This window comes from Nocardia sp. PLKS1-43 (assembly GCF_059510335.1).
The window spans coordinates 740,855-763,484 of the sequence record NZ_JCAJZQ010000003.1 but is presented as its reverse complement, the minus strand read 5'-3'; the positions used below and the strand labels follow the sequence as shown (position 1 = coordinate 763,484).

The following is a 22,630-nucleotide window of genomic DNA, read 5'->3' as shown; positions in this document are numbered from 1 at the left end:
CCCGCGGCCCGCGGGAGCCGAGCGTAGGCCAAAATTGCAGCATGCCAGCTCCGATACTCGTGTTGAACGGGCCGAATCTGAACATGTTGGGCACTCGTCAGCCCGAGATCTACGGTTCGGACACCCTCGACGACGTGGTCGGGCTGTGCCGCCGGACCGCGCGGCGGTTCGATCGGGAGATCAGCGCGTTCCAGTCGAATTCCGAGGGCGCGCTGATCGATCGGATTCACGCCGCGCGCGGCGTGGAATCGGCCATCGTGATCAATCCGGGCGGACTCACGCACACCTCGGTCGCATTGCGCGACGCGCTGGTGATCCCGGAGGTGCCGATCGTCGAGGTGCACATCTCGAATGTGCATGCGCGCGAGGAATTCCGGCACCATTCCTACATCTCCCCCATCGCCGCGGCCGTCATCGCCGGACTGGGGATCCAGGGGTACGCGGCGGCGATCGAATACCTCTGCACCCGTTGAACCCCCGATCGCACCGAATCGGGCATAACGCGCGGCGGCAGGAATCGATCCGGCAACATCGGCCGGACCTCGCGCCACCGCCCGCCCGGACGTTCTACGCTCGGGCGATGACATCCGGCCCGGAAGTCCGCGACAACTCCGTCGAGGATCGGTTCGAATTGTTCGTCGACGGCAATCTCGCGGGTATCGCGGAATATCAGGACACCGCCTCGGAGCGGGCCTTCGTGCATACGGAGGTCTTCGGAGACTATGCAGGGAAGGGGTACGCGCGCACGCTCGTGGACGCGGCGCTGGACAGTACGCGACAAGACGGGTTCGGGGTGCTGCCGCTGTGCCCGATGGTCCGGCACGTCGTGGAGACGAAACCGGACTATCTGGCGCTGGTCCCGGCGTGGGCGCGGGAGCGGTTCGAACTGCCGCGGTGAGCGCGGGTCAGTAGGCCGCCACCGCACCGTCCAGGGCCTGCTGGAGTTCGGTGCGCACCAGCCGCGCGACCTCGGCCGGCCGGGCGGGTAGTTCGGGCACCGGAACGCCGAAGTGGAAACTGGCCGAAATCGCCTCGGCCCTGGTCGGTTCCACCGCGGGGTCGGCGCGCGGGCCGTAACTGAGCCCGAGACTGACCAGCGCCGGGCGGGCGCCCAATTTCATCGCCCGGAACGCGATGTGCCCGACGCCGCTGCCGACGGCCTGCACCTGCGTCGGGTCGACGTCGTTGCAGGTGCCCTCCGGAAATATCGCGATCCCGTCGCCGCGCGCCATCCGTTCGGCGCAGATGTCGATCATCCGCTGCCCGGCCGCGTTCACCGCCCGCAGACCGTGGTCCCGCCCGCGGAAGACCGGGATTCCGCCCATCATGTCGATCCGCCGGCGCAGCCTGTCCTCGACGAACAGCTCGTCCTTCGCCAGCACCCGCGTCCGCCCGATCACCGGCCGCAATCCGCTGCGCCAGGCCGCCGCGGCGACGGTGTACGGATCCTGCTGCGACAGGTGGTTGATCACGATCAGCAATGGCCGCCGCTCGGATATCAAGCGCCGCAGCGCTTCCCGAGCCCCGGCCGCATATCCCACCCGCGGCCGGTAGCGCCGCGCCAGCACCGCGTACGCACCCCACGCCTGCAACCGATTCTGCCGATGTTCCCGATAGAAGTCGTACACCACATCGCTGCTGTCGAGCACGACCTCGGGCCGTTCCATACCTTCGCGCCTCCACTTCGCTCCACCGGGGCCGGGCCCCCGAAGAGAACCGATTCTGCACCCTGAACAACGAGCCTCAGCCTTACACCTGCCGCCATATATGGTGAGTGAAACACCGAAGCCCCGCGACCCGGCGCCGCCAGAGCATCGGAACTCACCCGAGTTCCGCCCGCACCGGCAACTTCCACTTCAGGCCAGTACCCCCGTCAGGACCGACGCTCGCCCACCGCCGCCGACCAAGCCGCCGGGTCACCCGAGTTCCGCCCGCACCGGCAACTTCCACCTCAGGCCGGTACCCCCGTCAGCACCGACGCTCGCCCACCGCCGCCGACCAAGCCGCCGGGTCACCCGAGTTCCGCCCGCACCACTTTCGACTCCAGGCCGGTATCCCCTTCAGCACCGACGCTCGCCCACCGCCGCCCACCGAGCCCCAGATCACCCGGGTGACACCCGCGCCGAGGCCGGGGCTCGCCCCAGTCCTGGACCGACCGGAGCGCCAGGAGCGAAGCGGGGAGCGGAGAAAGGGAAGGACCGGGGTTGATCGGCGCCGGCCACGCCGGAGCGAAGCGGCGGCCATTAATACAGCGCCAGGGGGGAAGCGGTGCGATGATGACTGGGTGGCACGCGCAGAGGAACACGGCGACCGCTCTCGACGGGAATTCCGGCACGAGGATCAGGCGGTGCGGCCCGGGACGCTGCTGGTTTCGGCGACCGACCTGGTCGAACCGTCGTTCCGGCGGACCGTTGTGTACATCGTCGAGCACAACGACGCGGGCAGTCTGGGCGTCGTGCTGAATCGCCCGAGCGACACCTCCGTGCAGGAGGTGCTGCCGCGCTGGGCGGACCTGGCCGCCGCACCGCGCACGCTGTACGTCGGCGGGCCGGTCAAACGCGATGCCGCGCTCTGCCTGACCACGGTGAAGGTGGGGACCGCCATCGATCGCATCGATGGCCTGCGCCGGGTGGACGGCCGGGTGGCGCTGCTGGATCTGGATTCGGATCCGGACACGATCTCGCCGCTGGTCGAGGGTATCCGGATCTTCGCCGGATACGCCGGGTGGACCTTCGGCCAGCTGGAGGGCGAACTCGAGCGCGGCGATTGGATCGTGCTCTCGGCACTGCCCTCGGACCCGATCGCACAACCCGGTGACCTGTGGGCGCAGGTGCTGCGCCGCCAGCCGCTACCCTTGTCGCTATTAGCGACGCATCCGATCGAACTAGAACGCAATTGACCGCGTATATAGCTAGTGTGGCCACGATATCCGCGCCCCCACCGCGGCGCCTGAACCGGTGAGCCGATGGCGACATCACCGCGGGCGGCCGGTGCGGGCGCGGGAACCGGAACCTTCAGGGGCGTTGTGCTGCCGATACCGGACGGAGCGTCCGAGGCTCAGGCCAAGCTGCTGCGGGCGCTGTACGACCAGCATGCGCAGGCACTGTGGCGATACACCTACAGCCTGGTCGGCGATTCCGGCCGGGCCGAGGACATCGTCCAGGAAACACTGTTGCGGGCCTGGCAGCGCCCGAACGTGCTCGACCAGTCCACCGCCTCGGCGCGGGCCTGGTTGTTCACCGTCGCCCGCAATATGGCGGTGGACGAATACCGCAGCGCGCGGCACCGGCACGAGTTCCGCACGGACAATCCGCCCGAACAGGCCAGTCCCGATCAGGCGGACCGGACACTGGACAGCTGGTTGATCACCGACGCACTGGCCCGGTTGAGCACGGACCACCGCGAGGTGATCGTCCGCGCGTACTACCGTGGCCTGTCGACTCAGCAGATCGCGATGGAATTGTCCATACCCGAGGGCACCGTGAAATCCCGTATGCACTACGGGATGCGCGCGTTGCGTTCGGCATTACAGGAGATGGGGGTGACGAAGTGACGGATGTCCCCCGAGTCGGGGAGGGGGAAGCGGTGGTCCCGGACGGGGGCGACGACTACGTGATGTGGGATGCGCCGTACGTCCTGGGCTCCCTGAGCCGCACCGAACGTCTGCGTTACGAGGCGCATCTGGACGAGTGCGCGTCGTGCCGGGCGGCCGTGGCCGAATTATCCGGCCTGCCAGGCCTTCTCGGCCAGGTGGACCCCGAAGTTGCTCTCGCCCTGATCGATACACCCCTCGCGCCGAAACCGGGTGCGGTACAACCGGAACGACGGCCCGAGGAACCGATTCCCGAACCTCGGCGGCCCGGCCGGGAACGCTGGCTCGTGATCGGCACGGCAGTGGCGGCGGCGGCCGCGGCGGTGGTGATCACCGTCCCGATCACCGCCGGGTTCGATCACCAGGTGGAGACGCCGTCGGGTGAGCAGGTGGTCGCCGAACGTCAGCTGGCACCGGTACAGCCCTCGCCGATCACCGCCAGTTACAAGCTCGTCGACGTGCCCGGCGGGACGCGTATCGAAATGACGTGCAGCTATTCACCTTCGGAGACCGAGTACAGCTGGCACGGTGCGCTGTGGGTGGTCCACACCGACGGTACCGAGGCGATGGTCGCGCAGTGGACGGCCCATCCGGGCCAGACCCTCACCCCCGACGGGACCACCGCCGTGCCCCCGGATCAGATTCGCGCGGTGCAGATCCGCGACTCGATGACCAATCAGGTCATGCTCGCCAGTTCGCTCTGAACGCGCCGCGCGCACGGTACCGCGATGGCAATACCGTGCGCGGCCGCGTTGTCCGGCGTCAGCAGATTCTCCAGTTGCGGGTCCGGTCCGGATCGGCGGGAGTGGTCGGCGAGTGCACGCCGGATTCCTCGGCCGGCGCACGCCCGACCCGCACCAGCTCAGGACCGCACAGGGCCCGTTCCACCGCGCGATCCGCGGCCGGATCGCCGACCGCGATTCGCGCGCTGCCGTCGGCGTACCCCTTGGCCGCGATTCCCGCCCGGGTCAGCGTCTCGACCCGGCCCGGCCCGGGCAGGTACAGGAAGTTGGCCCGACTGCGCGGAACACGAATACCATTGCGCCGCAGGGATGTACGCAGCGTCTCGCGCTGGACGGTGATGCGCAGCACCCGCTCGTTCAACTCCGTCTCCGCGGCATACGATGCCGCCACCGCCGCAGTCGCGGTCTCCGGCGTCCCGAACGGCAGCTGTAACCGGCGCACGCGGCGGATCAGGTCGCGCCTGCCGAGTGCGTAGCCGATCCGGAGTCCGGCCAGCCCGTAGGCCTTCGAGAACGTGCGCAGTATCAGCAGATTCGGATATCGCGCGATCAGCTCCCGCGGATCCAGCATCTCGTCGACGCTCAGGAATTCCACGTACGCCTCGTCCAGGATCACCGGAATATGCCGGGGCACACCGAAAAGGAAGGCCTTCAGCTCACTCGCGGGCGGCACGGTCCCGGTCGGATTGTGCGGGCGGCACACCGCCACCAGCGCGGTGCGCTGGTCGATCGCCCGGGACATCTCCCACAGATCCTGCCGTCCCGACGAATCCAGCGGCACCGCAACGGTTTCCAGCCCCGTCATGGACGCCATCACCGGATATCCGTCGAAGGTCGGCGAGGCGAGCACGATCCCCTGCCCCGGCGCGGCGAGGGTCTGCATGATCTGCAACGCCACCCCGGTCGCCCCGGCACCGACCACGACCTGGTCCGACGCCATCCCCACCCGGTCCGCGATCAGCCCGGGCAATCGCTCGGGCAGGAACTCCGGATACCGATTCGACCGCGCCACAGCGGAATTCACCGCCTCCATCACCGAAGGCAACGGCGGAAAGGGATTCTCGCTCAACGTCAGGTCGAATCGCCCCGGCCCGGGCGCCCGTCCGCGCGCACCCCCGCCGGGCCGGCCGAGCACGGCCCGGGCCCTGCGCCGCACCGACCACTCCGAGCTGCCGCTACGCAGCACGAACCGTCGCGTCTCGTCCCCAGGGGTCGGGATACTCATCGCGCCGCTCCCCAGCGCACCGCCGCCGCCCCGGCGAAGTCACCGGCGTGCGCGAAGGCCGACATCAGTACGACCGACCCGTTGCGCAGCCGCCCGGCCTGGTTCTCGATATCGAGAGTGACGGGAATGCCTGCGGCGAAGAGGTTTCCGCACCGATCGAAGCTGTCCGGGTGACGTTCGGCGGGAAGCTCGAGGGCGTCGTGCCAGTTGCGCAGGAACAGGCGGTTGGGCTGGTTGGTGACGAAGGTGTCGATATCGCGGCCCTTCACGCCGATGCGGTCACAGACCGCGAGCGCGACCTCGGGCACGAGCCGGTTACCGCGGGCGAAGACCTTGGTGATCTTGGATTCGGAGAAGCTCACGCACGGCTGGCCCTCGCCGGGCTCCCACCATTTGCGCTCGGAACCGGTGTTGAAATCCATATCCCCGGCGAATTCCGGATACGTGCGGGTCTCGACGTCCAGAATCGGCGCTTCGTCGCCGCGGACCAGCAATCCGACGCCGCAACCGTCCCCCGGCACCGGCGCTTGGGCCAGCTTGCGGATATCGGGCTGAGTGAACACCGCCCCGGCCGAATTCTGGATGGTGGCGATGAGCGCGGAACGAGCGTCGGTGGTGCGCAGGATCATTCGCGCCAGCTGCATCATGTACACGAAGGCCGCGCAGCCGCTGTTCTGGATGTCCAGCACCGTCGAGGGCCGCATACCCAGCCGGCGCGCGACCTCCGGACCGCAGCCGACGATCGGGTTGTACGGCAGCTGGGTGTGCGTCAGCAGCACGTCCACCTCGGCGATCGCCCGCTCCCCATGGCGTTCCACGAGCGGTTCGACGGCCCTGGCGACCATCTCCATGGCGGTCTCCTCGCGATCGACGTGATGTCGGGTCGCCGGGGAACGGAACATGACGTTCTTGGCCATTCGCGCCGAACGCATATAGGGGGTGAAGTACTCGGTGCCCACGGGTTCACCGGGCAGATAACTCGCCACGTCGATCAGGCTGACCGGCGCGAGGCCGGGTTCGGTCGATTCCATCGCGGGCCTCATTTCATCCAGTCGGGCTTGATCGGAAGGCCGTGTGCGGCACGGTATTCGCAGATCGCCTTGAGATTGTCGAGTTCGAGCTGGTGTCCGGCGGAGAACATCTCCCAGAAATCCCCCACCCACACCGGACGTTTCGGCGGCGCTGCCTCGGGAAAGGGGTTCTCGTCGTAGAACGGGTGGCGGCAATTCACCCACAGCACAACCGATCCCGGCTTGTCGAACACCACCTGCGCATCCACCACGCGCATCAGGTAGATCATCCACAGATGCCTGCCCTGATCCCAGGCGCAGTGGTAGTCGACCGTCATCGCCTCGGGCTGCGCGACCGTACGGGTGTAGATCCGCGTCTCCGGGCCCAGCCGATCGTTGGCCAGCCACAGTCCCGGTTCCTCGGTCTCGGTGAATCCGCGCAGGCTGTAGGTCCACTCCTCCAGACAGCGGGTGTCGGCCAGATACTCGAACACCTCGCGCGGCGGTGCGGCGATGTAGGACTGCACCGGGCAGAACTGCCCGAAGATCTGGTCGTGCGGATAGACCGACCGGAGCATGTCCATGATGATCGGTGTGGTCTCCTCGCGATCGGAATTCTCGATGCGCAGCAGCCCCGGAATCTCGCGATCCGGGATATCACTGAGTGCGGGCAGGGCGCCGGTGGTCACGAATGCCTCCTCGGTACGGACAGGAACGGACTGAACGGGGGGATCTCGTCGGGATCACAGTCGATCGAAATGAAGGACGGCCCGGGGTTTTCGATGCAGGCGCGCAGCGCATCGGCCAGTTCCGCGGTACTGCGCGGCGAGTACGCGGGCAGCCCGGGAAACATCGCCGCCACGCCCGCGGCCGGATCGGACGGCCGGAACCTGTTGAAGCTGTACCGGTCTCCGTAATACAGCTGCTCGCGGGTGACGCACATGGCGTGCGCGTTGTTGTTGAACACGATGAAGGTCACCGGCAGCCGATACTGGATCGCGGTGTGAACCTCCATGCCGTGCATGAAGAACGCGCCGTCGCCCGCGATGACGAGCGTGCGCCGGGCGCGGGCGAAGGCGCAGCCGATCGCGGCCCCGAACGCGTACCCCATCCCGCCCATGCCGAGGGCGACCACGAAGCGCCCGTCGCGCGGCACCCGCAGATGATGCACCGCCGCGGCGCCGGTATTGCCGGCATCGGCGAATATGTCGGTCCCGGATTCGACGACGGCGCCGATGGTTTCGACCATCTCGCGGTAGCGCAGGCCGGGACCGGTCGCCGCGGGCACCGACAGCGGGGTCAGCGACGATTCGGGGGGTAGCGTCCACGGCGTCTGCGCCGGCGACTCGGAACTCTCGAAAGCCGCTGCCAATTCGGCGAGATCGACGCTCAGATCCGTACTGGCGGCGTGGATGACGTCCAGGTACGGGCGTTGGGCCCCCACCGCGGCCACCACGGTCCCGGACAACGCCTCGTCCAGCCCGGCCCGTGCGGTCACCGGCATCCGGGTGCCGACCAGCAGGCACAGCGCACTACCGCGCACCGCGTCCAGTAGTTCCGGATGGCCCATGGTCCCGGCCACCCCGCAGAATCCGGGTTCGTCCCAGGCGTACACATCCTTGGCGTCGGGCGCCACGCCGACGGCGGCGTCCAGCGCGGCGACCAGCCGGCGCAGCTGCGCACGCGCGTCGTCACGAGCGACCTGATCCCCCGCGATCACGGTGATCTTGCCCGTATCCCGCGCGGTTCGCAGCGCCGCGCGCACCCGCTCGAGACCGATCTCGTCCCGGAACCGTTCATGCGGCCGCGGCCGGAACGGCGGCACGGCTTCCATCGACGCGCGCTGAACATCCTTGGGCAGCAACAACACCGCGGGTCCGCCGCCGCGCGCGGCCTCGACCGCACGAGCCAGATGCGCCGGTAACGTCCGCGCCGACTCGACCCGGCCGCAGTACCGCGACACCTGATCGAAAAGCGCCGCGGCATCGATGGTCCCGGCCTTACCGCTGGAATCCTGGAACGCCCCGGCGCCTTCCTGATCGGTCGGCGGCTGCCCCACCAGCGCCAGCACCGGAACTTGTGCGGTGAACGATTCCGCAAGCCCGGCAACGAGGTTCATCGCACCGCCGCCGGAGGTGGCCGCGACGACCCCGATTCCCGGGCTGACCCGGGCGTACCCGTCGGCCATCGTCGCGGCGGAGAACTCGTGTTTGGCCACCACCCCGGTTATCCGGCCCGAGGATTCGAATATCGCATCGTAGAGATCCTCGATATTGGCCCCATCGACACCGAAGATATGTCGCACACCCAACGCCTCGACGGCTCGCACCAGATACCCCACCGCTGTCGCCGACATCGGCGCTCCTTCCTACCGTGCGCCGAGCGGGCCACGATCGGCCGCGCTCACCCGAACTACGAAGCAGAGGCGCGAGTGGTTCATTCGCGTTTCGAAGTGGGTTTCGAAGCGGAGCTTGTGTGTATGTATACGTCTACGTATAGTGGAGTCATGCCCAACAAGACCGTGTACGTCTCCGACGACGACCTACCCCTGTTCCAGCGCGCGCAAGAGCTGGTCGGCGGCAATCTGTCGGGCGCGATCGTGACGGCGCTGCGCCGGTTCATCGAACTCGAGGAGGGGCGTCAGGCGGGCTTCGAGGAGATCGTGCTGCGCGTCGGGCACAACGGCATTCGCCAGGTGCGATTCTCCGGAACACTGCTCACCGAGGCGCACGAATACGCCGACCACGCGTTCGAGCGCATTCGAATCTACCGCAGCCGCAAGGGCAAATTCGTCCTGCACACCCAGAGTTCCAAGTGGTCGGAGTACCCCACCGACACCAACTGGATCAAGGATCTGACGAACTGGCGGCGCATGCTCGGCGTCAACGATCCGGACTGGGGCGATTTCGCGATGGACATCTTCGACTCGGTCGAGGAACTGAAGGGAAGGGTTCCCGACCCGATCTACGACCGCGTGGCCGGCATCGCCGACCGTCCACACATCGAGGATCTCGACATCTGACCCCGCCGGGGCGCTGATCCCGCCCCCGCACAACCGCATACACAACCTCCCTTGTCCGCACACCACCGCGGACACGGCTCAGTCAACGCATGCATTCATATCTATCAGTAGATGAGAGGAAATCATGAGCGACAGCGCTCGCACACCGGCCATTTCGGTCTCCGGCCTGCGGAAATCCTATGGCGAGCAGGTCGTGCTCGACGGCATCGACCTGCATGTCCCGCAGGGCACGATCTTCTCCCTGCTCGGCCCCAACGGCGCGGGCAAAACAACCACCGTGCAGATCCTGTCCACCCTGACCCGCGCCGACGGTGGCCAGGCCCGGGTCGGCGGCCACGACGTCGCCGCCGATCCGGGCCGGGTGCGCTCCACCATCGGCGTCACCGGGCAGTTCTCCGCGGTGGACGAACTGCTCACCGGCCGGGAGAACCTGCTGATGATGGGCGACCTGTTCCACCTGCCGCGCACCGAGAACCGGCGGATCGCACAGCGACTGCTCGAACAGTTCGATCTGGTGGACTCGGCCGACAAGACCGCGGCCGGCTACTCCGGCGGTATGACCCGCCGCCTGGATCTGGCCATGACCCTGGTCGGACAGCCGAGCATCATCTTCCTGGACGAGCCGACCACCGGCCTGGACCCGCGCAGCCGCCGCGCGATGTGGGACATCATCCGCGAACTCGTCGCGGGCGGCGTCACGATCTTCCTGACCACCCAATATCTGGACGAGGCGGACGATCTCGCACATCGGATCGCGGTACTGGACCACGGCCGCATCGTCGCCGAGGGCACCCCGGACCAGCTCAAGCGCCTGGTGCCGGGCGGGCACATCCGGCTCAGCTTCGCCGACCGATCCGAACTCGGCACCGCCGCCGAACTGCTGGGCGGCGTCGCCGATGAGCTGACCCTCGCGGTGCCCAGCGACGGATCGGTGAAATCCATTCGCGCCGTGCTGGATCGGCTCGACGACGCGCATATCGAACCCGAGGGCCTGGCCGTGCACACCGCCGACCTGGACGACGTATTCCTCTCTCTCACCGGACAACCCGCTCCCGAAAAGGAAACCGCGCGATGAGCACCCTGACCTACCCGCTGGCCGATTCGACCACCATGCTGCGCCGGAACCTGGTGCACGCCAAGCGATATCCGGGCATGACGGTCGGCGTGATCCTCATGCCGGTGATCCTGCTGTTGCTGTTCAACTACGTCTTCGGCGGCGCCCTGGGCAAGGCCACCGGCGGCGCGAAATACATCGACTACATCGTGCCGGGCATGATGCTGATGATTCCGGCCTATCTCGTTGCGGGCATCGCGGTTTCGGTGGCCTCGGATATGACCAAGGGCATCGTCGCCCGCTTCCGGACGATGCCGATCGATCATTCCTCGATCCTGACCGGACAGGTGATCGGCACCCTGATCCAGGGTCTGCTCGGCGTGGGACTGATGGTGGCCGTGGGCGTGGCCATGGGCTTCCGCTCGCACGCCACGGTGCTGGAATGGCTGCTCGCCTTCGGCCTGATCGCGCTGACGATCTTCGGATTGTCCTGGCTCGGTGTGGGTTTCGGCCTGGCCGCGTCGAATCCGGAGAGCGCGAGCAACACCCCGACGCCCATCCTGTTCCTGCCGTTCCTGGGCAGCGGCCTGGTTCCGACCGGGACCATGCCCGCCGGCGTGCGGCAGTTCGCGGAGTATCAGCCCTTCACCCCGCTGACCGAGACCATCCGCGGTCTGCTGATGGGCACGCCGATCGGCAACAACGGCATCATCGCGGTCGCCTGGTGCGCCGGCTTCGTCGTGGTCGGCTACCTCTGGTCGCGCTCGCTGTTCCGGCGCAAGACCAGCTGATCGAGTCCGTCACGAACCCCCAGGCCCAACCCCGGAGCCCGGGGGTTCAGGCGCGTCCCAGGTGGGTGGCGAGCCAGCCGTCGAATTCGGTGAGGTCGCGCAGGACGACGTCCGCGCCGGCTTCGGACAGTTCCTCGGCGCTGCAGGGGCCGGTGGCCACCGCGACCGACAGCGCGTCCGCGGTTCGCGCGCCCCGGACGTCGCCGACGTGGTCGCCGACGTAGATATCGGCACCGTATTCGCGCAGCGCCTCGGCCTTGCGTTCGGCCCACAGGTTCCCGACGACCGCGTCGGCGGGGATGCCCAGATGTTTCAGGTGCAGTTCGGCATTCGGCTCGTACTTGGCGGTGACCACGACCGCGCGTCCTCCGGCGGCCTGCACCGCCTCGACCGCCCGGCGCGCACCCGGCATCATCACCGTTCCGGCAATGGCGTGTTCGGGATACATCGAGCGGTACAGGTCGGCGATCGCCGCGACGTCGTGCGCCGGGAACCAGTTCGCGATCTCCTCCTCGAGCGGCGGCCCCAGCCGGGTGACGACCAGATCGCAGTCGATCGCCACGCCCGTGCGCTCGGACAACGCCCGATAGCAGGCGCCGATCCCGGGCCGGGAATCGATCAGCGTCATGTCCAGGTCGAAGCCGACCATCAACGAATGCGAGTCCATATCGATCAGCCGACGGCCGGGCGCGGAGGTGCGGTGCGGCTCATCACGATGGCGCGGCTCAGTTCGCGGGCTGGCAGGCGTCGCGCAGCGAACACCCGCCGCAGGCGTTACCGCAGCTGCCGACCTCTTCGGCGGGGGCGAGCCGGGCGATGGCCTGTCCGGCGGCGTTGACCCCCGCGCCGAGCGTGAACAGCGCGATCACCGCGGCGAGGACGGCGGCGATGATTCCGGGGACCGGCCCGGCCAGCAGCGCGATCACGCCGCCCGCGACCAACAGCAGTCCCGCGCCGATCGAGGTGGGCGCGGCCACCTTGTTGGCGAGCAGATAGGCCTGTTCGTTCTGCACGGCCTCGGGAGTGTGGACGCCGAAGTACCGATTGGGCGGCAGCGAGCCGGTCAGCCCGAGTACGCCTGTGACGACAGCCACCGCAGCCAGCACGAACAGGATCAACGCCACCACGATCACCTCGGTCACGCTACTCGCGCACCGGCCGGCCGCCCAGGACGACCCCGGGCTTTGTGACGCGCACCATGCGCCGGCGCGGGCGGCCGCCGTCGGAACCCGCCGCTGCCGCCGATCAGGGTCTGGCAGGCTCCGACGACACCGCTGACCATCGACGACGCCGCGGGTGCGCCGACGCGACGAACCGTGGCGTGGGAACACCCCTGCGCGCGCATCGCCGCGTCGCTGGATCCGAGGGCCTTTTTGGGCGCTGACGTGCACACCCTCTACTCTGATGGACGACGTTCATTCCGGGGAGCTCGATAAGTAGAGGCAGGATCGTGCAGGACACTCGCGCAACCGAACCGACCGGCGCCGCCGCGAACGGCACCGGCGAGGTGCCCGCACACCGCTACAACGCCGACCTCGCCGGACGTATCGAGCGCAAATGGCAGCGGGTGTGGGAGGAGCGCGGGACTTTCCACGCGCCGAATCCGGTCGGCCCGCTGCGCGGCGAGATCCCCCCGGACAAGCTGTTCATCCAGGACATGTTCCCGTATCCGTCCGGTGCGGGACTGCACGTCGGGCATCCGCTGGGTTATATCGCGACCGACGTGTTCGCCCGCTACCACCGCATGACCGGCCGCAACGTGCTGCACGCGCTGGGTTACGACGCGTTCGGCCTGCCCGCCGAGCAGTACGCGGTGCAGACCGGCGCGCATCCGCGGGTGACCACCGAGTCGAACATCGCGACCATGCAGCGTCAGCTGGACCGGCTGGGCCTGGGGCACGACCGGCGGCGTTCGTTCGCCACCACCGATCCGGAGTTCTACAAGTGGACGCAGTGGATCTTCCTGCGCATCTACAACGCCTGGTACGACACGGAACTGGGCAAGGCGCGCCCGATCGACGAGCTGATCGCCGAATTCGACAGCGGCGCGAGGACTCCCGGGGACGGCAAGGTGTGGGCCGAACTGTCCGCGGCCGAGCGCAATGCCGTGGTGGACTCGTACCGCCTGGTGTACCAATCCGATTCGATGGTCAACTGGTGTCCGGGCCTGGGCACGGTGCTGTCCAACGAGGAGGTCACCGCGGAGGGGCGTTCCGAACGCGGCAACTTCCCGGTGTTCCGTAAGCGGTTGTGGCAGTGGATGATGCGCATCACCGCCTACTCCGATCGCCTGGTGGACGATCTGGACCACCTGGACTGGCCGGAGAACGTCAAGGCCATGCAGCGCAACTGGATCGGCCGTTCGCGCGGCGCGCAGGTGCGATTCGACGCCGGTTCGGAGACGATCGAGGTCTTCACCACCCGGCCCGACACGCTGTTCGGCGCGACCTATGTCGTGCTGGCGCCCGAGCACGAACTGGTCGATACGCTGACCGCCGGCGCCTGGCCGTCCGGAACCGATCCGCGCTGGCAGTTCGGGGAGACCGCGAATCCGGCCGAAGCCGTTGCCGCATACCGCAAGTCGATCGCGGCGAAATCGGATCTGGAGCGCCAGGAGAACAAGGACAAGACCGGCGTCTTCCTGGGCACCTACGCCACCAATCCGGTGAACGGCGCGCAGGTGCCGATCTTCATCGCCGACTACGTGCTCAGCGGGTACGGCACCGGCGCGATCATGGCGGTGCCCGGTCACGACGCGCGGGACTGGGAATTCGCCACCGCCTTCGGCCTGCCGATCCTGGAAGTCGTTGCGGGCGGAGATGTCTCGCAGGGCGTGCACGCCGGTGAGGGCACGCTGGTGAACTCCGGCTACCTGGACGGACTGGAGATCGAGGCCGCCAAGGCGCGCGTCATCGAACAGCTCGAGGCCGACGGGCACGGCCGCGGCACGGTTCAGTACAAGCTGCGGGACTGGCTGTTCGCCCGGCAGCGCTACTGGGGCGAGCCGTTCCCGATCGTGTACGACGAGGACGGCGCGCCGCACGCGCTGCCGGAATCCATGCTGCCGGTGACACTTCCGGAGATCGAGGACTTCGCGCCGGTCACCTTCGACCCCGACGACGCCGATTCCGAACCGTCGCCGCCGCTGGCCAAGGCCACCGACTGGGTGCACGTGGAACTGGATCTGGGTGACGGCCCGAAGAAATACCGCCGCGACACCAACGTCATGCCCAACTGGGCGGGCAGTTCCTGGTATCAGCTGCGCTACGCCGACCCGACCAACGCCGAGACATTCTGCGATCCGGAGAACGAGAAGTACTGGCTGGGACCGCGTCCCATCGAGCACGGCGACCAGGATCCGGGCGGTGTCGACCTGTACGTCGGCGGCGTGGAGCACGCGGTGCTGCATCTGCTGTACGCGCGGTTCTGGCAGAAGGTGCTGTTCGACCTGGGTGATGTGACCGGCGTCGAACCGTATCGCCGGCTGTTCAACCAGGGCTACATCCAGGCCTTCGCCTACACCGATGCGCGCGGAGCGTACGTCCCGGCGGCGGAAGTCGTCGAGCGGGACGGAAAGTTCTTCTGGACCCCGCCGACGAAGGAGGCTTCATCGGATACAGCCTCCGGTTCCGCTGAACTCGAGGTTTTCCAGGAGTACGGCAAGATCGGCAAATCGCTGAAGAACGCCATCTCCCCCGACGAGATGTGCGATCTGTACGGTGCGGACACCTTCCGGTTCTACGAGATGTCGATGGGCCCGCTGGACACCTCGCGGCCCTGGGCGACCAAGGACGTCGTCGGCGCGCACCGCTTCCTGCAGCGCGTCTGGCGGCTGGTGGTGGACGAGGAGTCCGGCGCGCTGCGCGTCACCGACGCCGAGCCCTCGCCCGAGGCACTTCGCTTGCTGCACAAGACGATTGCCGGAGCCGGTGACGACTACGCCAACCTGCGCGACAACACCGCGGGCGCGAAGCTGATCGAGCTGACCAACTTCTTGACCAAGAACTACCCCGAGGGCTCCCCGCGTTCGGTGGTCGAGCCCCTGGTCCTGATGCTGGCCCCGATGGCCCCGCATATCGCCGAGGAGCTCTGGGAACGCCTGGGCCACACCGTAGCCCTGGCCCACGGCCCCTTCCCGCTCGCCGATCCGGCACTGCTGGTGGAGGATTCGGTCGAATACCCCATCCAGGTCAACGGCAAGGTCCGCAGCCGCGTCAGCGTCCCCGCCGACGCCGACGCCGCGGCCGTGGAAACCGCCGCCCTCGCGGACGAGAAGCTGCTCGAATTCCTGGACGGCAAGACCCCCCGCAAGGTCATCGTCGTGCCCGGCCGCCTGGTCAACGTCGTCGCCTGAGCAGCGGCGCCGCCGCGAAACCGGTTGTGCCCCCGGTCGTTCAGGCAGGCGGCAGCGTGACGTCGTTCAGGGTGACCATGGACAGCTTGCGCTGCTTGATGACGTCGACGAGCTGGTTGTAGCAGTGCGTCACCGCCGGGTGATTGGCGTGGCCGATGACTATCGCCTGCGGGTTGAAGTACTTGTGCGCCATCTGGATCAGATACTGCTCGGTGACGATCGAGGAGTCGCTCAGGGAGCCGTACCAGAGGGTGGGCACGGTGTAACCGTGTTCGGCGGCGACACGGTCCACCGTCGCGTTGTGGAAGCCGTACGGCGGGCGGTAGAAAGGCGTGCCGTCGACGCCGAACGTGTTGCGCAGGAACGTTTTCGTGCGTTCGAGCTGATCGGCTACGCCCGCGGCGGAGAGCCTGGTCAGCGCGGGGTGGTTCCAGGTGTGGTTGCCGAGCTGGATCTGCCCGGACTCGACCAGCGGCCGCAGCGCGTCGCGGTGCACGGTCCAGGAATCGTAGGAGGCGGTGACGAAGAAGGTGAAGCGCGCGCCGGTGTCCTGGGCGAACTTGATGTACGCACCCACGACGTCGGCGTCGGCGCCGTCGTCGACGGTCAGCGCGAGACTGTTCCCCTTGCCCGGTAGCGCGGTGATGGTCTCCCGCGGCAGGCGCGTCTTCGGACCGCCCGGTGGCGCCGGGAGCAGCGGGAGGGCGGCCCGCGTGGTCGGCGGTACGGGCGTCGACGACGGAGCCGGCGCGATGCCCTTGGCCAGATGATTCGGCGCGGCGCCGGAAACTCCGTGCGCTGCGTCACATCCGGACAACGCGGCGGCCGTCCCAGCCGCGAGCAGCGTCAACCACTGCCTGCGGTTCATCGTCGAATTCATCTTCGCAGAACCACTTCGTGCCGGAGACCACTGACGGTCAAAATCTACCCTTCCCCCGCCGCCTCGCAACCCGGCGGCCCTGTTCGCGAGGTCATCAGCGTGTCACCGCGGGCCGGACAACTTCCCGGCCCGGCCGTCGGCCGGGATACCCGCCCACCCGGAAATCCGGCCTCGTGATCGCGAAGTCGACTGCCGCGCTGAATATTTACCGCACCCAGCATCGAGCCCGCCCCGGGGCGCGCCGGCTAGGGGCGGGCGATCGGGCGAAGGACGATCTCGGTGGGGTGGGCGTCGCGCGGTGTTTCGATCGCGGTGCGGACCGCCCGGGCGACGGTGGCGGCGGTGAGGAACTCCTCGGGTCGGTAGTCGCGGCCCTCGTCCGCGACGATGGCGCGCTGCATATCGGTGTCGATGCGGCCGGGGTGTATGGCGGTGACGCGCAGTTCGGGCTCCTCCAGACGCAGGGCGTCACCGAACGCGCGGAGGGCGAATTTGCTCGCGGCGTAGACGCCCCAGCCGGGGTTCGCGCGCAGGCCCGCGCCCGAATTGATCAGTACCACATGACCTTTGGCGGCGCGCAGCGCCGGCAGCAGCAGCCTGGTCAGCTCGGCGATGGCGATCACGTTGGCTTCCAGCGTGTTTCGCCACTGCTGGACCGAGGATTCGGCGATGGCGCCGAGTTCGGCCACTCCGGCGTTGTGCACGAGCACGTCGAGGCGATCGATCGGGGCGCAGGCCCCGGCGACGGCCTCGTAGTCGGTCAACTCAACCGGCCACGGGGTGTTTCCGGGCAGTTCCGCCGTGATCCCCGTGAGCGCCCCGGCCGTGCGCGCGCCGAGCAGCAGGTGGTGCGCGGGGGCGAGTTCGCGGGCGATCGCCGCGCCCAGGCCCCGGCTGGCGCCGGTGATCAGAGCGGTCGGCTTGGTCGTCTCGGCAGTGTGCGCGATCATTCGCCTACGGTAATCATTCTCCACCGCAACTCATGAACCGAAGGACTCCGGTGAGTACCGTATCGCCGACCACGAGCCGCTCATGAACCGGCCGCAGCCCGGCCGGGACGCGCAACGCGCATATCTGAAGGTGTCGTCGCAGAATAGGGGGATGAACGGGCCCGGTTTCACCCCCACACAGCTGGCAGCCCGTGCCGCGTACCTGCTGCGCGGTAACGATCTGGGGACGATGACCAGCGCCGCACCTCGCCTGTATCCACACATGTGGAGCTGGGACGCCGCGTTCGTCGCGGTCGGACTCGCCCCGCTGAGTGTGGAACGAGCCGTGGTCGAACTCGACACGCTGCTCTCCGCGCAGTGGAAGAACGGCATGATCCCGCACATCGTGTTCGCCAACGGTGTGGACGGCTATTTCCCGGGCCCGGCGCGCTGGGAGTGCCGGAAACTCGCCGCCAACGCCCCCGACGGCCCGGACACCTCCGGCATCACCCAGCCGCCCGTACACGCCATCGCGGTGCAGCGCATCCTCGACCATTCGCGCCGGCACGGGCGCAGCACCCGCGCGGCCGCCGAGGAATTCCTGAATCGGCGCTGGCCGGACCTGATGCGCTGGCATCGCTGGCTGGCGCACGCGCGCGATCCCAAGCAGAACGGGCGGATCACCATCTATCACGGCTGGGAGTCCGGAATGGACAATTCGCCGCGCTGGGATCGCGCCTACGAGAACGTCGTCCCGGGCGATCTGCCGCCGTACGAGCGCGCGGACAACACGCTGGTGGACCCGGCCCAGCGGCCCACCGATCGCGAGTACGACCGCTATCTGTGGCTGGTCGAGCAGATGCGCCGATGTGGATACGACGATTTTCAAGAGGCGTCCGCGCTGAGTTTCGCTGTGGAGGACGTATTCGTCACCGCGATCTACGTGCTGGCCTGTGAGGTTCTCGCCGAGATCGGTGAGGATTACCGGCTGCCCCGCGCCGATGTGCGCGAACTCTACGAATGGGCCGCCTACTTCCGCGCGGGCGTGATCGCGACGACCGATCCGCGCTCGGGCGCCGCACGGGACTACGACCTGCGGCTGGGCTCCTGGATCAACACCGAGACCCTGGCCGTGTTCGCACCGCTGCTGTGCGGCGGACTACCCCGTGAGGCCGAACGCAGCCTGCTGCGCCTGTTCGAGGGTCCCCGCTATTGCGGACATCCGGACCTGCGCTACGCGCTGCCGCCGTCCACCTCGCCGGTATCCAGGGATTTCCGCCGCGCCGAATATTGGCGCGGTCCGGTCTGGCCTGTGATGAGCTGGCTGTTCTGCTGGGTCTTCGCTCGCCGGGGCTGGGCCGAGCGGGCGTTCATGCTGCGGGCGGAGGGTCTGCGACAGGCCGCCGACGGCAGTTTCGCGGAGTATTACGACCCGTTCAGCGGTGCGCCGCTGGGCAGTATGCAGCAGTCCTGGACCGCCGCATCGGTGTTGGACTGGCTCGGCTGAATCGGCCATTTTCTGGAATTCGACCCAAAACAGCACATCTCAGGCAATCCTCTCTCACAAGACACGGTGCTGCCCCTGGCCAGTAGAGCGCCCTCCGCTTACCCTTTTGACCATGTATCGACGCATCACGGCTCATCCCCATGTTCGTCGCGCACTTCTGTCACTGTCGGCGATTGCCGCAGTTGGCACACTGTCGGCAACCGGTCCGGCGATCGCCGCACCGACCGGCCCGGACGTCTCGTCGTGGCAGCACGTGGACGGCCGGTTGATCAATTGGTTCGCCGTACGCGGCTCGGGCAACGCCTTCGCCATGCTGAAGGCAACCGAGGGGTTGAGCTACGTCAACCCGTACTTCGTCCCGGACAGCCTGCTGATGCGCGCGGCCGGAGTCGCCCGCGGCACCTACCACTACGCCCGCCCCAATCTGCCGCCCGAACCGCAGGCCGCGCTGTACTCGACGGTGGTGCTGGGGCAGAACGGCACGCTCGACCTGCCGCCGGTGCTGGATATCGAGAATTCCGGCGGGCTGCCGCCGGCCGCGCTCATCAACTGGACGCACCGCTACCTCGATACGGTGCAGTCCCTCACCGGACGCCTTCCGATCATCTACACCTATCCCCGCTTCTGGCGCACAGCGATGGCGAATTCGAGTCAATTCACCCGCTATCCGCTGTGGATCGCCGATTACAGCGGCAAGGCGCAGCCCGATATCCCGGGCGGCTGGCCCACCTGGACCTTCTGGCAGACAACCGATTCCGGCACCATCCCGGGTATCGCGGGACCCACGGACGTCAACGTCTACAGCGGCGCCCAGGGCGATTTCGGCCAGTACGCCAATATGTAGCCCGCCCGCAGCAATGGCGGTAGCCGAGTCACAGCACCTGGGAGAGGAACTGCCGCAGGCGCGGGGTTCGAGCATCGTCGAATACCCGGTCGGGTGAACCGGATTCGACGAGCTGCCCCTGGTCCATGAACATGACACTGTCGGAAACAGAACGGGCGAAACCCATTTCGTGCGTCACGACGATCATCGTCATACCGCCCGAGGCCAGATCCGCCATGAGCGCCAGGACGCCCTTGACCAGTTCCGGGTCCAGGGCCGAGGTGGCCTCGTCGAACAGCATGAGTTCCGGTTTCATCGCCAGGGCGCGGGCGATGGCGACGCGTTGTTGTTGCCCGCCGGACAGATTCGCCGGGCGGGTGTTGGCGCGGGCGGCCAGGCCGACGGCCTCCAGCTGGTCCAGGGCGACCGCGCGAGCCGCCTCCCGGGAAAGTCCGCGCAACTTGCGCGGGCCGAGCGCGACATTGTCCAGAACGCTCATGTGCGGGAACAGGTTGAAGTGCTGGAAAACCATTCCGATGCGCTGCCGCAGCCGGTCCGGATCCTCGCGCAGTACCGACACGCCGTCGATCAGCACATCGCCCGAATCCGGTTCGTGCAGCCGGTTCAGCACCCGCAGCAGGGTGGATTTGCCCGAGCCCGAGGGACCGATGACGGTGGTGGTCTTCCCGGCGTCGACGTGGATGTCGACCCCGCGCAGTACCTGGTTGCCGCCCAGGGTCAGGTGCAGGCCGGTCCCGGTGAGCGAGGAGCTGGCCCGGGCTTCGCCCGCACCGGACTGCTCGTCGCCGGTGCCCTCGATCTCGTTGCGGTGGCTCACGCTCAGCGCCCTTCCGTGGTGACGGATTGCTCGACGGGTTCGACCGGGCCGTCGGCCTTTTCCGCACGCCCGGTGCGCAACCGCCGGTCGATGTAGTTGACCAGATGCGTCAGCGGAATCGTGAGCAGCAGATACACCAGACCCGCGGCGACCAGTGGCGACAGATTGCCCGTCTGGGCATTGAGATCCCTTCCGACCGCGAACAATTCGCGCTGTGTCGCGAGCAGCCCGAGGAAGTAGATCAGCGAGGAGTCCTTGATCAGCGCGATGAACTGATTCATCAACGCGGGCAACACTCTTCGGACACCCTGCGGTATCACCACCAGCGTCATCGACTGCCGGTAACCGAATCCGATGGCGCGGGCGGCTTCCATCTGCCCGGCCTCCACGGACTGGATCCCGGACCGGAAGATCTCACCGATATACGCCGAGGCCAGCAGCGCCAGCGCGACCGCGCCGAGCCAGTAAGGGTTGCCGCCGGTCAGATTCTTGACCACCGGACCGATGCCGAGACCGATGACCAGGATGATCACCACGGCGGGAAGACCGCGGAAGATATCCGTGTAAATCCTTGCCGGCCAACGTAACCAGCGTGTCCGGGAGATACCCGCGACGGCCAGCAACATGCCGATGATCGTGCCGAGCACACCCGAAACCAATGCCAGGACAAGCGTATTGGGCAGGCCGGTCTCGAACAGGTCCGGGAATGCCTTGCGGTACAACGACCAGTCGAAGAACGTATCGCGCAACTGCCGCAGCGTCGACTTCGGCGCGGCCTGGGCCGTATTCGCGGCGTGGTGTTCCGCGGCGATCTTCGCGAAATCCGGCAGCTGCGGTGCCGGGGCCGCCTTCGAGCCGGGCTTCCAGCCCGGCGGGAACGGCCGCGGCTCCCAGTCGGAATACAGCTTGGCGTAGGTGCCGTCCGCGATGACCGCGTCGAGCCCCGAGTTGAGCGCGTCGATCAGCGGTTGATTACCCGGCCGCACGGCCCATGCGGTGAAGTTGTCCAGGCTGAACGTGTTCTGCACGATCGAGGTCGAATCCCCTGGCTTGACCGCACCGGTGGCCTGCGCCGAGGGCGCCACCCAGGCATCGATCTGCCCGGTCTTCAGATTCGCGTAGGCGGTGTTGTAGTCCGGGAATTTCACCGGGTCCAGGTGCAGCGTGTTCACCACGTACTCGTCCTGCACCGTGCCCTGCACCACACCGATTCGCACATTGGGGCCCAGGTCCGAGAAGCCGTGCAGCGCACTGCCGTTCGGCACCACCAGGGAGAAGTACCCGAAGTCGTAACCATTGGTGAAATCCACCAGTTTGCGGCGCTCGTCGGTGGTGGTGATGCTCGACGACCCGACATCGAAACGCCGATTCGCCACCTGTGCCAGCAGACCCGAGAACTCCGTTCCGGAGAACTGCACGCGCAGACCGAGTTTCGCGCCGATCGCCCGCAACAGCTCGTTGTCGAATCCGGTGAACTGCCCCTTGGAGTTCACGCAGATACTCGGCGGCGCGTCGGACAGCGTGCCGACGCTCAGCACGCCCGGCGACAGCAGGCCGAGCTTGGTGACGTCGATCTGGTCGAGCGGTTCGGTCGTCGGAGTGGTGAAGCGGTCCACGCCCGCCGACGCGCCGGTCGCCAGATTCGTCGGCGCGGCTGCGGCGGCGGCCTGCCCCGGCGGCGAGCACAGATCGCGGCCCGCCGGCGAATTGCCGCCGTTGGATCCGCACCCGGCAACGAACAGCACCGCCACCAGGGACAACACGGTGACCAGCGCGCGAATTACCGAACGGGACAAACGGGCCATAGCCGGAAACACTAGCCGGGTACCCGGCGCGGGCGGGCGTAACAGGCGCGGAACGTC

General features: G+C 67.8%; 22 protein-coding genes. 11 read left to right on the top strand and 11 right to left on the bottom strand.

Features of this window, described 5'->3' with window-relative positions; translation table 11 throughout:
* The first annotated feature begins 41 nt into the window (after nucleotides 1–41).
* Both aroQ and AC5WS7_RS15225 read left to right on the top strand, forming a co-directional pair.
* Nucleotides 42–473 (top strand): type II 3-dehydroquinate dehydratase, encoded by a 432-nt coding sequence (gene aroQ, locus AC5WS7_RS15230; RefSeq protein WP_495955102.1) that lies wholly within the window; start codon nucleotides 42–44, stop codon nucleotides 471–473.
* Nucleotides 474–580: 107 nt separating this feature from the next.
* The gene (locus tag AC5WS7_RS15225; protein ID WP_495955101.1) at nucleotides 581–898 is read left to right on the top strand and encodes a GNAT family N-acetyltransferase; all 318 of its coding nucleotides are present in this window, start codon (nucleotides 581–583) and stop codon (nucleotides 896–898) included.
* Nucleotides 899–905: 7 nt separating this feature from the next.
* On the opposite strand, the gene AC5WS7_RS15220 is transcribed toward AC5WS7_RS15225, so the two are convergent.
* Nucleotides 906–1,667 carry a lysophospholipid acyltransferase family protein gene (locus tag AC5WS7_RS15220; RefSeq protein WP_495955100.1) on the bottom strand — a complete coding sequence of 254 codons (762 nt, stop codon included), beginning with the start codon at nucleotides 1,665–1,667 and terminating at the stop codon, nucleotides 906–908.
* Between the two features lie 617 nt (nucleotides 1,668–2,284).
* Here AC5WS7_RS15220 and AC5WS7_RS15215 point away from each other — a divergent pair.
* The 3 genes from AC5WS7_RS15215 to AC5WS7_RS15205 all read left to right on the top strand — a co-directional run bounded on the left by AC5WS7_RS15215 (nucleotide 2,285) and on the right by AC5WS7_RS15205 (nucleotide 4,296).
* The gene (locus tag AC5WS7_RS15215; protein ID WP_495955099.1) at nucleotides 2,285–2,899 is read left to right on the top strand and encodes a YqgE/AlgH family protein; all 615 of its coding nucleotides are present in this window, start codon (nucleotides 2,285–2,287) and stop codon (nucleotides 2,897–2,899) included.
* A gap of 66 nt (nucleotides 2,900–2,965) precedes the next feature.
* Nucleotides 2,966–3,553 (top strand): sigma-70 family RNA polymerase sigma factor, encoded by a 588-nt coding sequence (locus tag AC5WS7_RS15210; protein ID WP_495955098.1) that lies wholly within the window; start codon nucleotides 2,966–2,968, stop codon nucleotides 3,551–3,553.
* Nucleotides 3,550–4,296, top strand: coding sequence for an anti-sigma factor family protein (locus AC5WS7_RS15205; protein ID WP_495955097.1), 747 nt, complete (start codon nucleotides 3,550–3,552; stop codon nucleotides 4,294–4,296). Before AC5WS7_RS15210 ends, AC5WS7_RS15205 begins: the two co-directional genes overlap by 4 nt.
* 58 nt (nucleotides 4,297–4,354) lie before the next feature.
* On the opposite strand, the gene AC5WS7_RS15200 is transcribed toward AC5WS7_RS15205, so the two are convergent.
* The 4 genes from AC5WS7_RS15200 to AC5WS7_RS15185 are packed head-to-tail and all read right to left on the bottom strand — an operon-like array spanning nucleotide 4,355 to nucleotide 8,926.
* Nucleotides 4,355–5,560 (bottom strand): aminotransferase class I/II-fold pyridoxal phosphate-dependent enzyme, encoded by a 1,206-nt coding sequence (locus tag AC5WS7_RS15200; protein ID WP_495955096.1) that lies wholly within the window; start codon nucleotides 5,558–5,560, stop codon nucleotides 4,355–4,357.
* Nucleotides 5,557–6,591 (bottom strand): 3-oxoacyl-ACP synthase III family protein, encoded by a 1,035-nt coding sequence (locus AC5WS7_RS15195; protein ID WP_495955095.1) that lies wholly within the window; start codon nucleotides 6,589–6,591, stop codon nucleotides 5,557–5,559. Before AC5WS7_RS15195 ends, AC5WS7_RS15200 begins: the two co-directional genes overlap by 4 nt.
* Before the next feature lie 8 nt (nucleotides 6,592–6,599).
* Nucleotides 6,600–7,259: an SRPBCC family protein gene (locus tag AC5WS7_RS15190; protein WP_495955094.1), complete on the bottom strand. Its 660-nt coding sequence runs from the start codon at nucleotides 7,257–7,259 to the stop codon at nucleotides 6,600–6,602.
* Nucleotides 7,256–8,926 (bottom strand): thiamine pyrophosphate-binding protein, encoded by a 1,671-nt coding sequence (locus AC5WS7_RS15185; RefSeq protein WP_495955093.1) that lies wholly within the window; start codon nucleotides 8,924–8,926, stop codon nucleotides 7,256–7,258. Before AC5WS7_RS15185 ends, AC5WS7_RS15190 begins: the two co-directional genes overlap by 4 nt.
* A gap of 150 nt (nucleotides 8,927–9,076) precedes the next feature.
* Here AC5WS7_RS15185 and AC5WS7_RS15180 point away from each other — a divergent pair, with 150 nt between their 5' ends.
* The 3 genes from AC5WS7_RS15180 (at nucleotide 9,077) to AC5WS7_RS15170 (ending at nucleotide 11,437) form a co-directional block, all read left to right on the top strand.
* Nucleotides 9,077–9,592, top strand: a complete 516-nt coding sequence (locus AC5WS7_RS15180; protein ID WP_495955092.1) for an EXLDI protein — start codon at nucleotides 9,077–9,079, stop codon at nucleotides 9,590–9,592.
* 124 nt (nucleotides 9,593–9,716) lie between these two features.
* A complete protein-coding gene (locus AC5WS7_RS15175) occupies nucleotides 9,717–10,667 on the top strand; it encodes an ATP-binding cassette domain-containing protein (protein ID WP_495955091.1) in 951 nt (316 codons plus the stop codon).
* Nucleotides 10,664–11,437 carry an ABC transporter permease gene (locus AC5WS7_RS15170; protein ID WP_495955090.1) on the top strand — a complete coding sequence of 258 codons (774 nt, stop codon included), beginning with the start codon at nucleotides 10,664–10,666 and terminating at the stop codon, nucleotides 11,435–11,437. Before AC5WS7_RS15175 ends, AC5WS7_RS15170 begins: the two co-directional genes overlap by 4 nt.
* A 46-nt stretch (nucleotides 11,438–11,483) precedes the next feature.
* Here the strand turns inward: AC5WS7_RS15170 and AC5WS7_RS15165 are convergent, their stop codons facing one another.
* Together AC5WS7_RS15165 and AC5WS7_RS15160 are read right to left on the bottom strand one after the other, a co-directional pair.
* Nucleotides 11,484–12,104 carry an HAD family hydrolase gene (locus AC5WS7_RS15165; protein ID WP_495955089.1) on the bottom strand — a complete coding sequence of 207 codons (621 nt, stop codon included), beginning with the start codon at nucleotides 12,102–12,104 and terminating at the stop codon, nucleotides 11,484–11,486.
* Nucleotides 12,105–12,162: 58 nt separating this feature from the next.
* Nucleotides 12,163–12,579 carry an SdpI family protein gene (locus AC5WS7_RS15160; RefSeq protein ID WP_495955088.1) on the bottom strand — a complete coding sequence of 139 codons (417 nt, stop codon included), beginning with the start codon at nucleotides 12,577–12,579 and terminating at the stop codon, nucleotides 12,163–12,165.
* A 308-nt stretch (nucleotides 12,580–12,887) separates the two neighbouring features.
* Here AC5WS7_RS15160 and leuS point away from each other — a divergent pair, with 308 nt between their 5' ends.
* Nucleotides 12,888–15,791 (top strand): leucine--tRNA ligase, encoded by a 2,904-nt coding sequence (gene leuS, locus AC5WS7_RS15155; RefSeq protein ID WP_495955087.1) that lies wholly within the window; start codon nucleotides 12,888–12,890, stop codon nucleotides 15,789–15,791.
* 40 nt (nucleotides 15,792–15,831) lie between these two features.
* On the opposite strand, the gene AC5WS7_RS15150 is transcribed toward leuS, so the two are convergent.
* Both AC5WS7_RS15150 and AC5WS7_RS15145 read right to left on the bottom strand, forming a co-directional pair.
* Entirely contained in the window at nucleotides 15,832–16,659 is an 828-nt protein-coding gene (locus tag AC5WS7_RS15150; protein WP_495955086.1) for a polysaccharide deacetylase family protein, read from the bottom strand.
* Between the two features lie 257 nt (nucleotides 16,660–16,916).
* Nucleotides 16,917–17,621, bottom strand: coding sequence for an SDR family oxidoreductase (locus tag AC5WS7_RS15145; protein ID WP_495955085.1), 705 nt, complete (start codon nucleotides 17,619–17,621; stop codon nucleotides 16,917–16,919).
* Between the two features lie 151 nt (nucleotides 17,622–17,772).
* Between AC5WS7_RS15145 and ggh the strand changes: the two genes are divergently transcribed.
* Together ggh and AC5WS7_RS15135 are read left to right on the top strand one after the other, a co-directional pair.
* A complete protein-coding gene (gene ggh, locus AC5WS7_RS15140; RefSeq protein WP_495955084.1) occupies nucleotides 17,773–19,107 on the top strand; it encodes a glucosylglycerate hydrolase in 1,335 nt (444 codons plus the stop codon).
* A 112-nt stretch (nucleotides 19,108–19,219) separates the two neighbouring features.
* Entirely contained in the window at nucleotides 19,220–19,951 is a 732-nt protein-coding gene (locus AC5WS7_RS15135) for a glycoside hydrolase family 25 protein (RefSeq protein ID WP_495955083.1), read from the top strand.
* Nucleotides 19,952–19,979: 28 nt separating this feature from the next.
* On the opposite strand, the gene AC5WS7_RS15130 is transcribed toward AC5WS7_RS15135, so the two are convergent.
* Both AC5WS7_RS15130 and AC5WS7_RS15125 read right to left on the bottom strand, forming a co-directional pair.
* Nucleotides 19,980–20,750: an amino acid ABC transporter ATP-binding protein gene (locus AC5WS7_RS15130; protein WP_495955202.1), complete on the bottom strand. Its 771-nt coding sequence runs from the start codon at nucleotides 20,748–20,750 to the stop codon at nucleotides 19,980–19,982.
* Between the two features lie 20 nt (nucleotides 20,751–20,770).
* Nucleotides 20,771–22,573, bottom strand: a complete 1,803-nt coding sequence (locus AC5WS7_RS15125) for an ABC transporter substrate-binding protein/permease (RefSeq protein WP_495955082.1) — start codon at nucleotides 22,571–22,573, stop codon at nucleotides 20,771–20,773.
* Between the last annotated feature and the right edge of the window lie 57 nt (nucleotides 22,574–22,630).

Bases quoted from the DNA above. Each gene is read 5' to 3' on its own strand.
- AC5WS7_RS15135 (WP_495955083.1), top strand. From the start codon at position 19,220: ATGTATCGACGCATCACGGCTCATCCCCATGTTCGTCGCGCACTTCTG.
- AC5WS7_RS15145 (WP_495955085.1), bottom strand. From the start codon at position 17,621: ATGATCGCGCACACTGCCGAGACGACCAAGCCGACCGCTCTGATCACC.
- AC5WS7_RS15225 (WP_495955101.1), top strand. From the start codon at position 581: ATGACATCCGGCCCGGAAGTCCGCGACAACTCCGTCGAGGATCGGTTC.
- AC5WS7_RS15165 (WP_495955089.1), bottom strand. From the start codon at position 12,104: ATGGACTCGCATTCGTTGATGGTCGGCTTCGACCTGGACATGACGCTG.
- AC5WS7_RS15125 (WP_495955082.1), bottom strand. From the start codon at position 22,573: ATGGCCCGTTTGTCCCGTTCGGTAATTCGCGCGCTGGTCACCGTGTTG.
- AC5WS7_RS15195 (WP_495955095.1), bottom strand. From the start codon at position 6,591: ATGGAATCGACCGAACCCGGCCTCGCGCCGGTCAGCCTGATCGACGTG.
- AC5WS7_RS15185 (WP_495955093.1), bottom strand. From the start codon at position 8,926: ATGTCGGCGACAGCGGTGGGGTATCTGGTGCGAGCCGTCGAGGCGTTG.
- aroQ (WP_495955102.1), top strand. From the start codon at position 42: ATGCCAGCTCCGATACTCGTGTTGAACGGGCCGAATCTGAACATGTTG.
- AC5WS7_RS15175 (WP_495955091.1), top strand. From the start codon at position 9,717: ATGAGCGACAGCGCTCGCACACCGGCCATTTCGGTCTCCGGCCTGCGG.
- AC5WS7_RS15200 (WP_495955096.1), bottom strand. From the start codon at position 5,560: ATGAGTATCCCGACCCCTGGGGACGAGACGCGACGGTTCGTGCTGCGT.
- AC5WS7_RS15170 (WP_495955090.1), top strand. From the start codon at position 10,664: ATGAGCACCCTGACCTACCCGCTGGCCGATTCGACCACCATGCTGCGC.
- AC5WS7_RS15210 (WP_495955098.1), top strand. From the start codon at position 2,966: ATGGCGACATCACCGCGGGCGGCCGGTGCGGGCGCGGGAACCGGAACC.
- AC5WS7_RS15150 (WP_495955086.1), bottom strand. From the start codon at position 16,659: ATGAACCGCAGGCAGTGGTTGACGCTGCTCGCGGCTGGGACGGCCGCC.
- ggh (WP_495955084.1), top strand. From the start codon at position 17,773: ATGAACGGGCCCGGTTTCACCCCCACACAGCTGGCAGCCCGTGCCGCG.
- AC5WS7_RS15220 (WP_495955100.1), bottom strand. From the start codon at position 1,667: ATGGAACGGCCCGAGGTCGTGCTCGACAGCAGCGATGTGGTGTACGAC.
- AC5WS7_RS15180 (WP_495955092.1), top strand. From the start codon at position 9,077: ATGCCCAACAAGACCGTGTACGTCTCCGACGACGACCTACCCCTGTTC.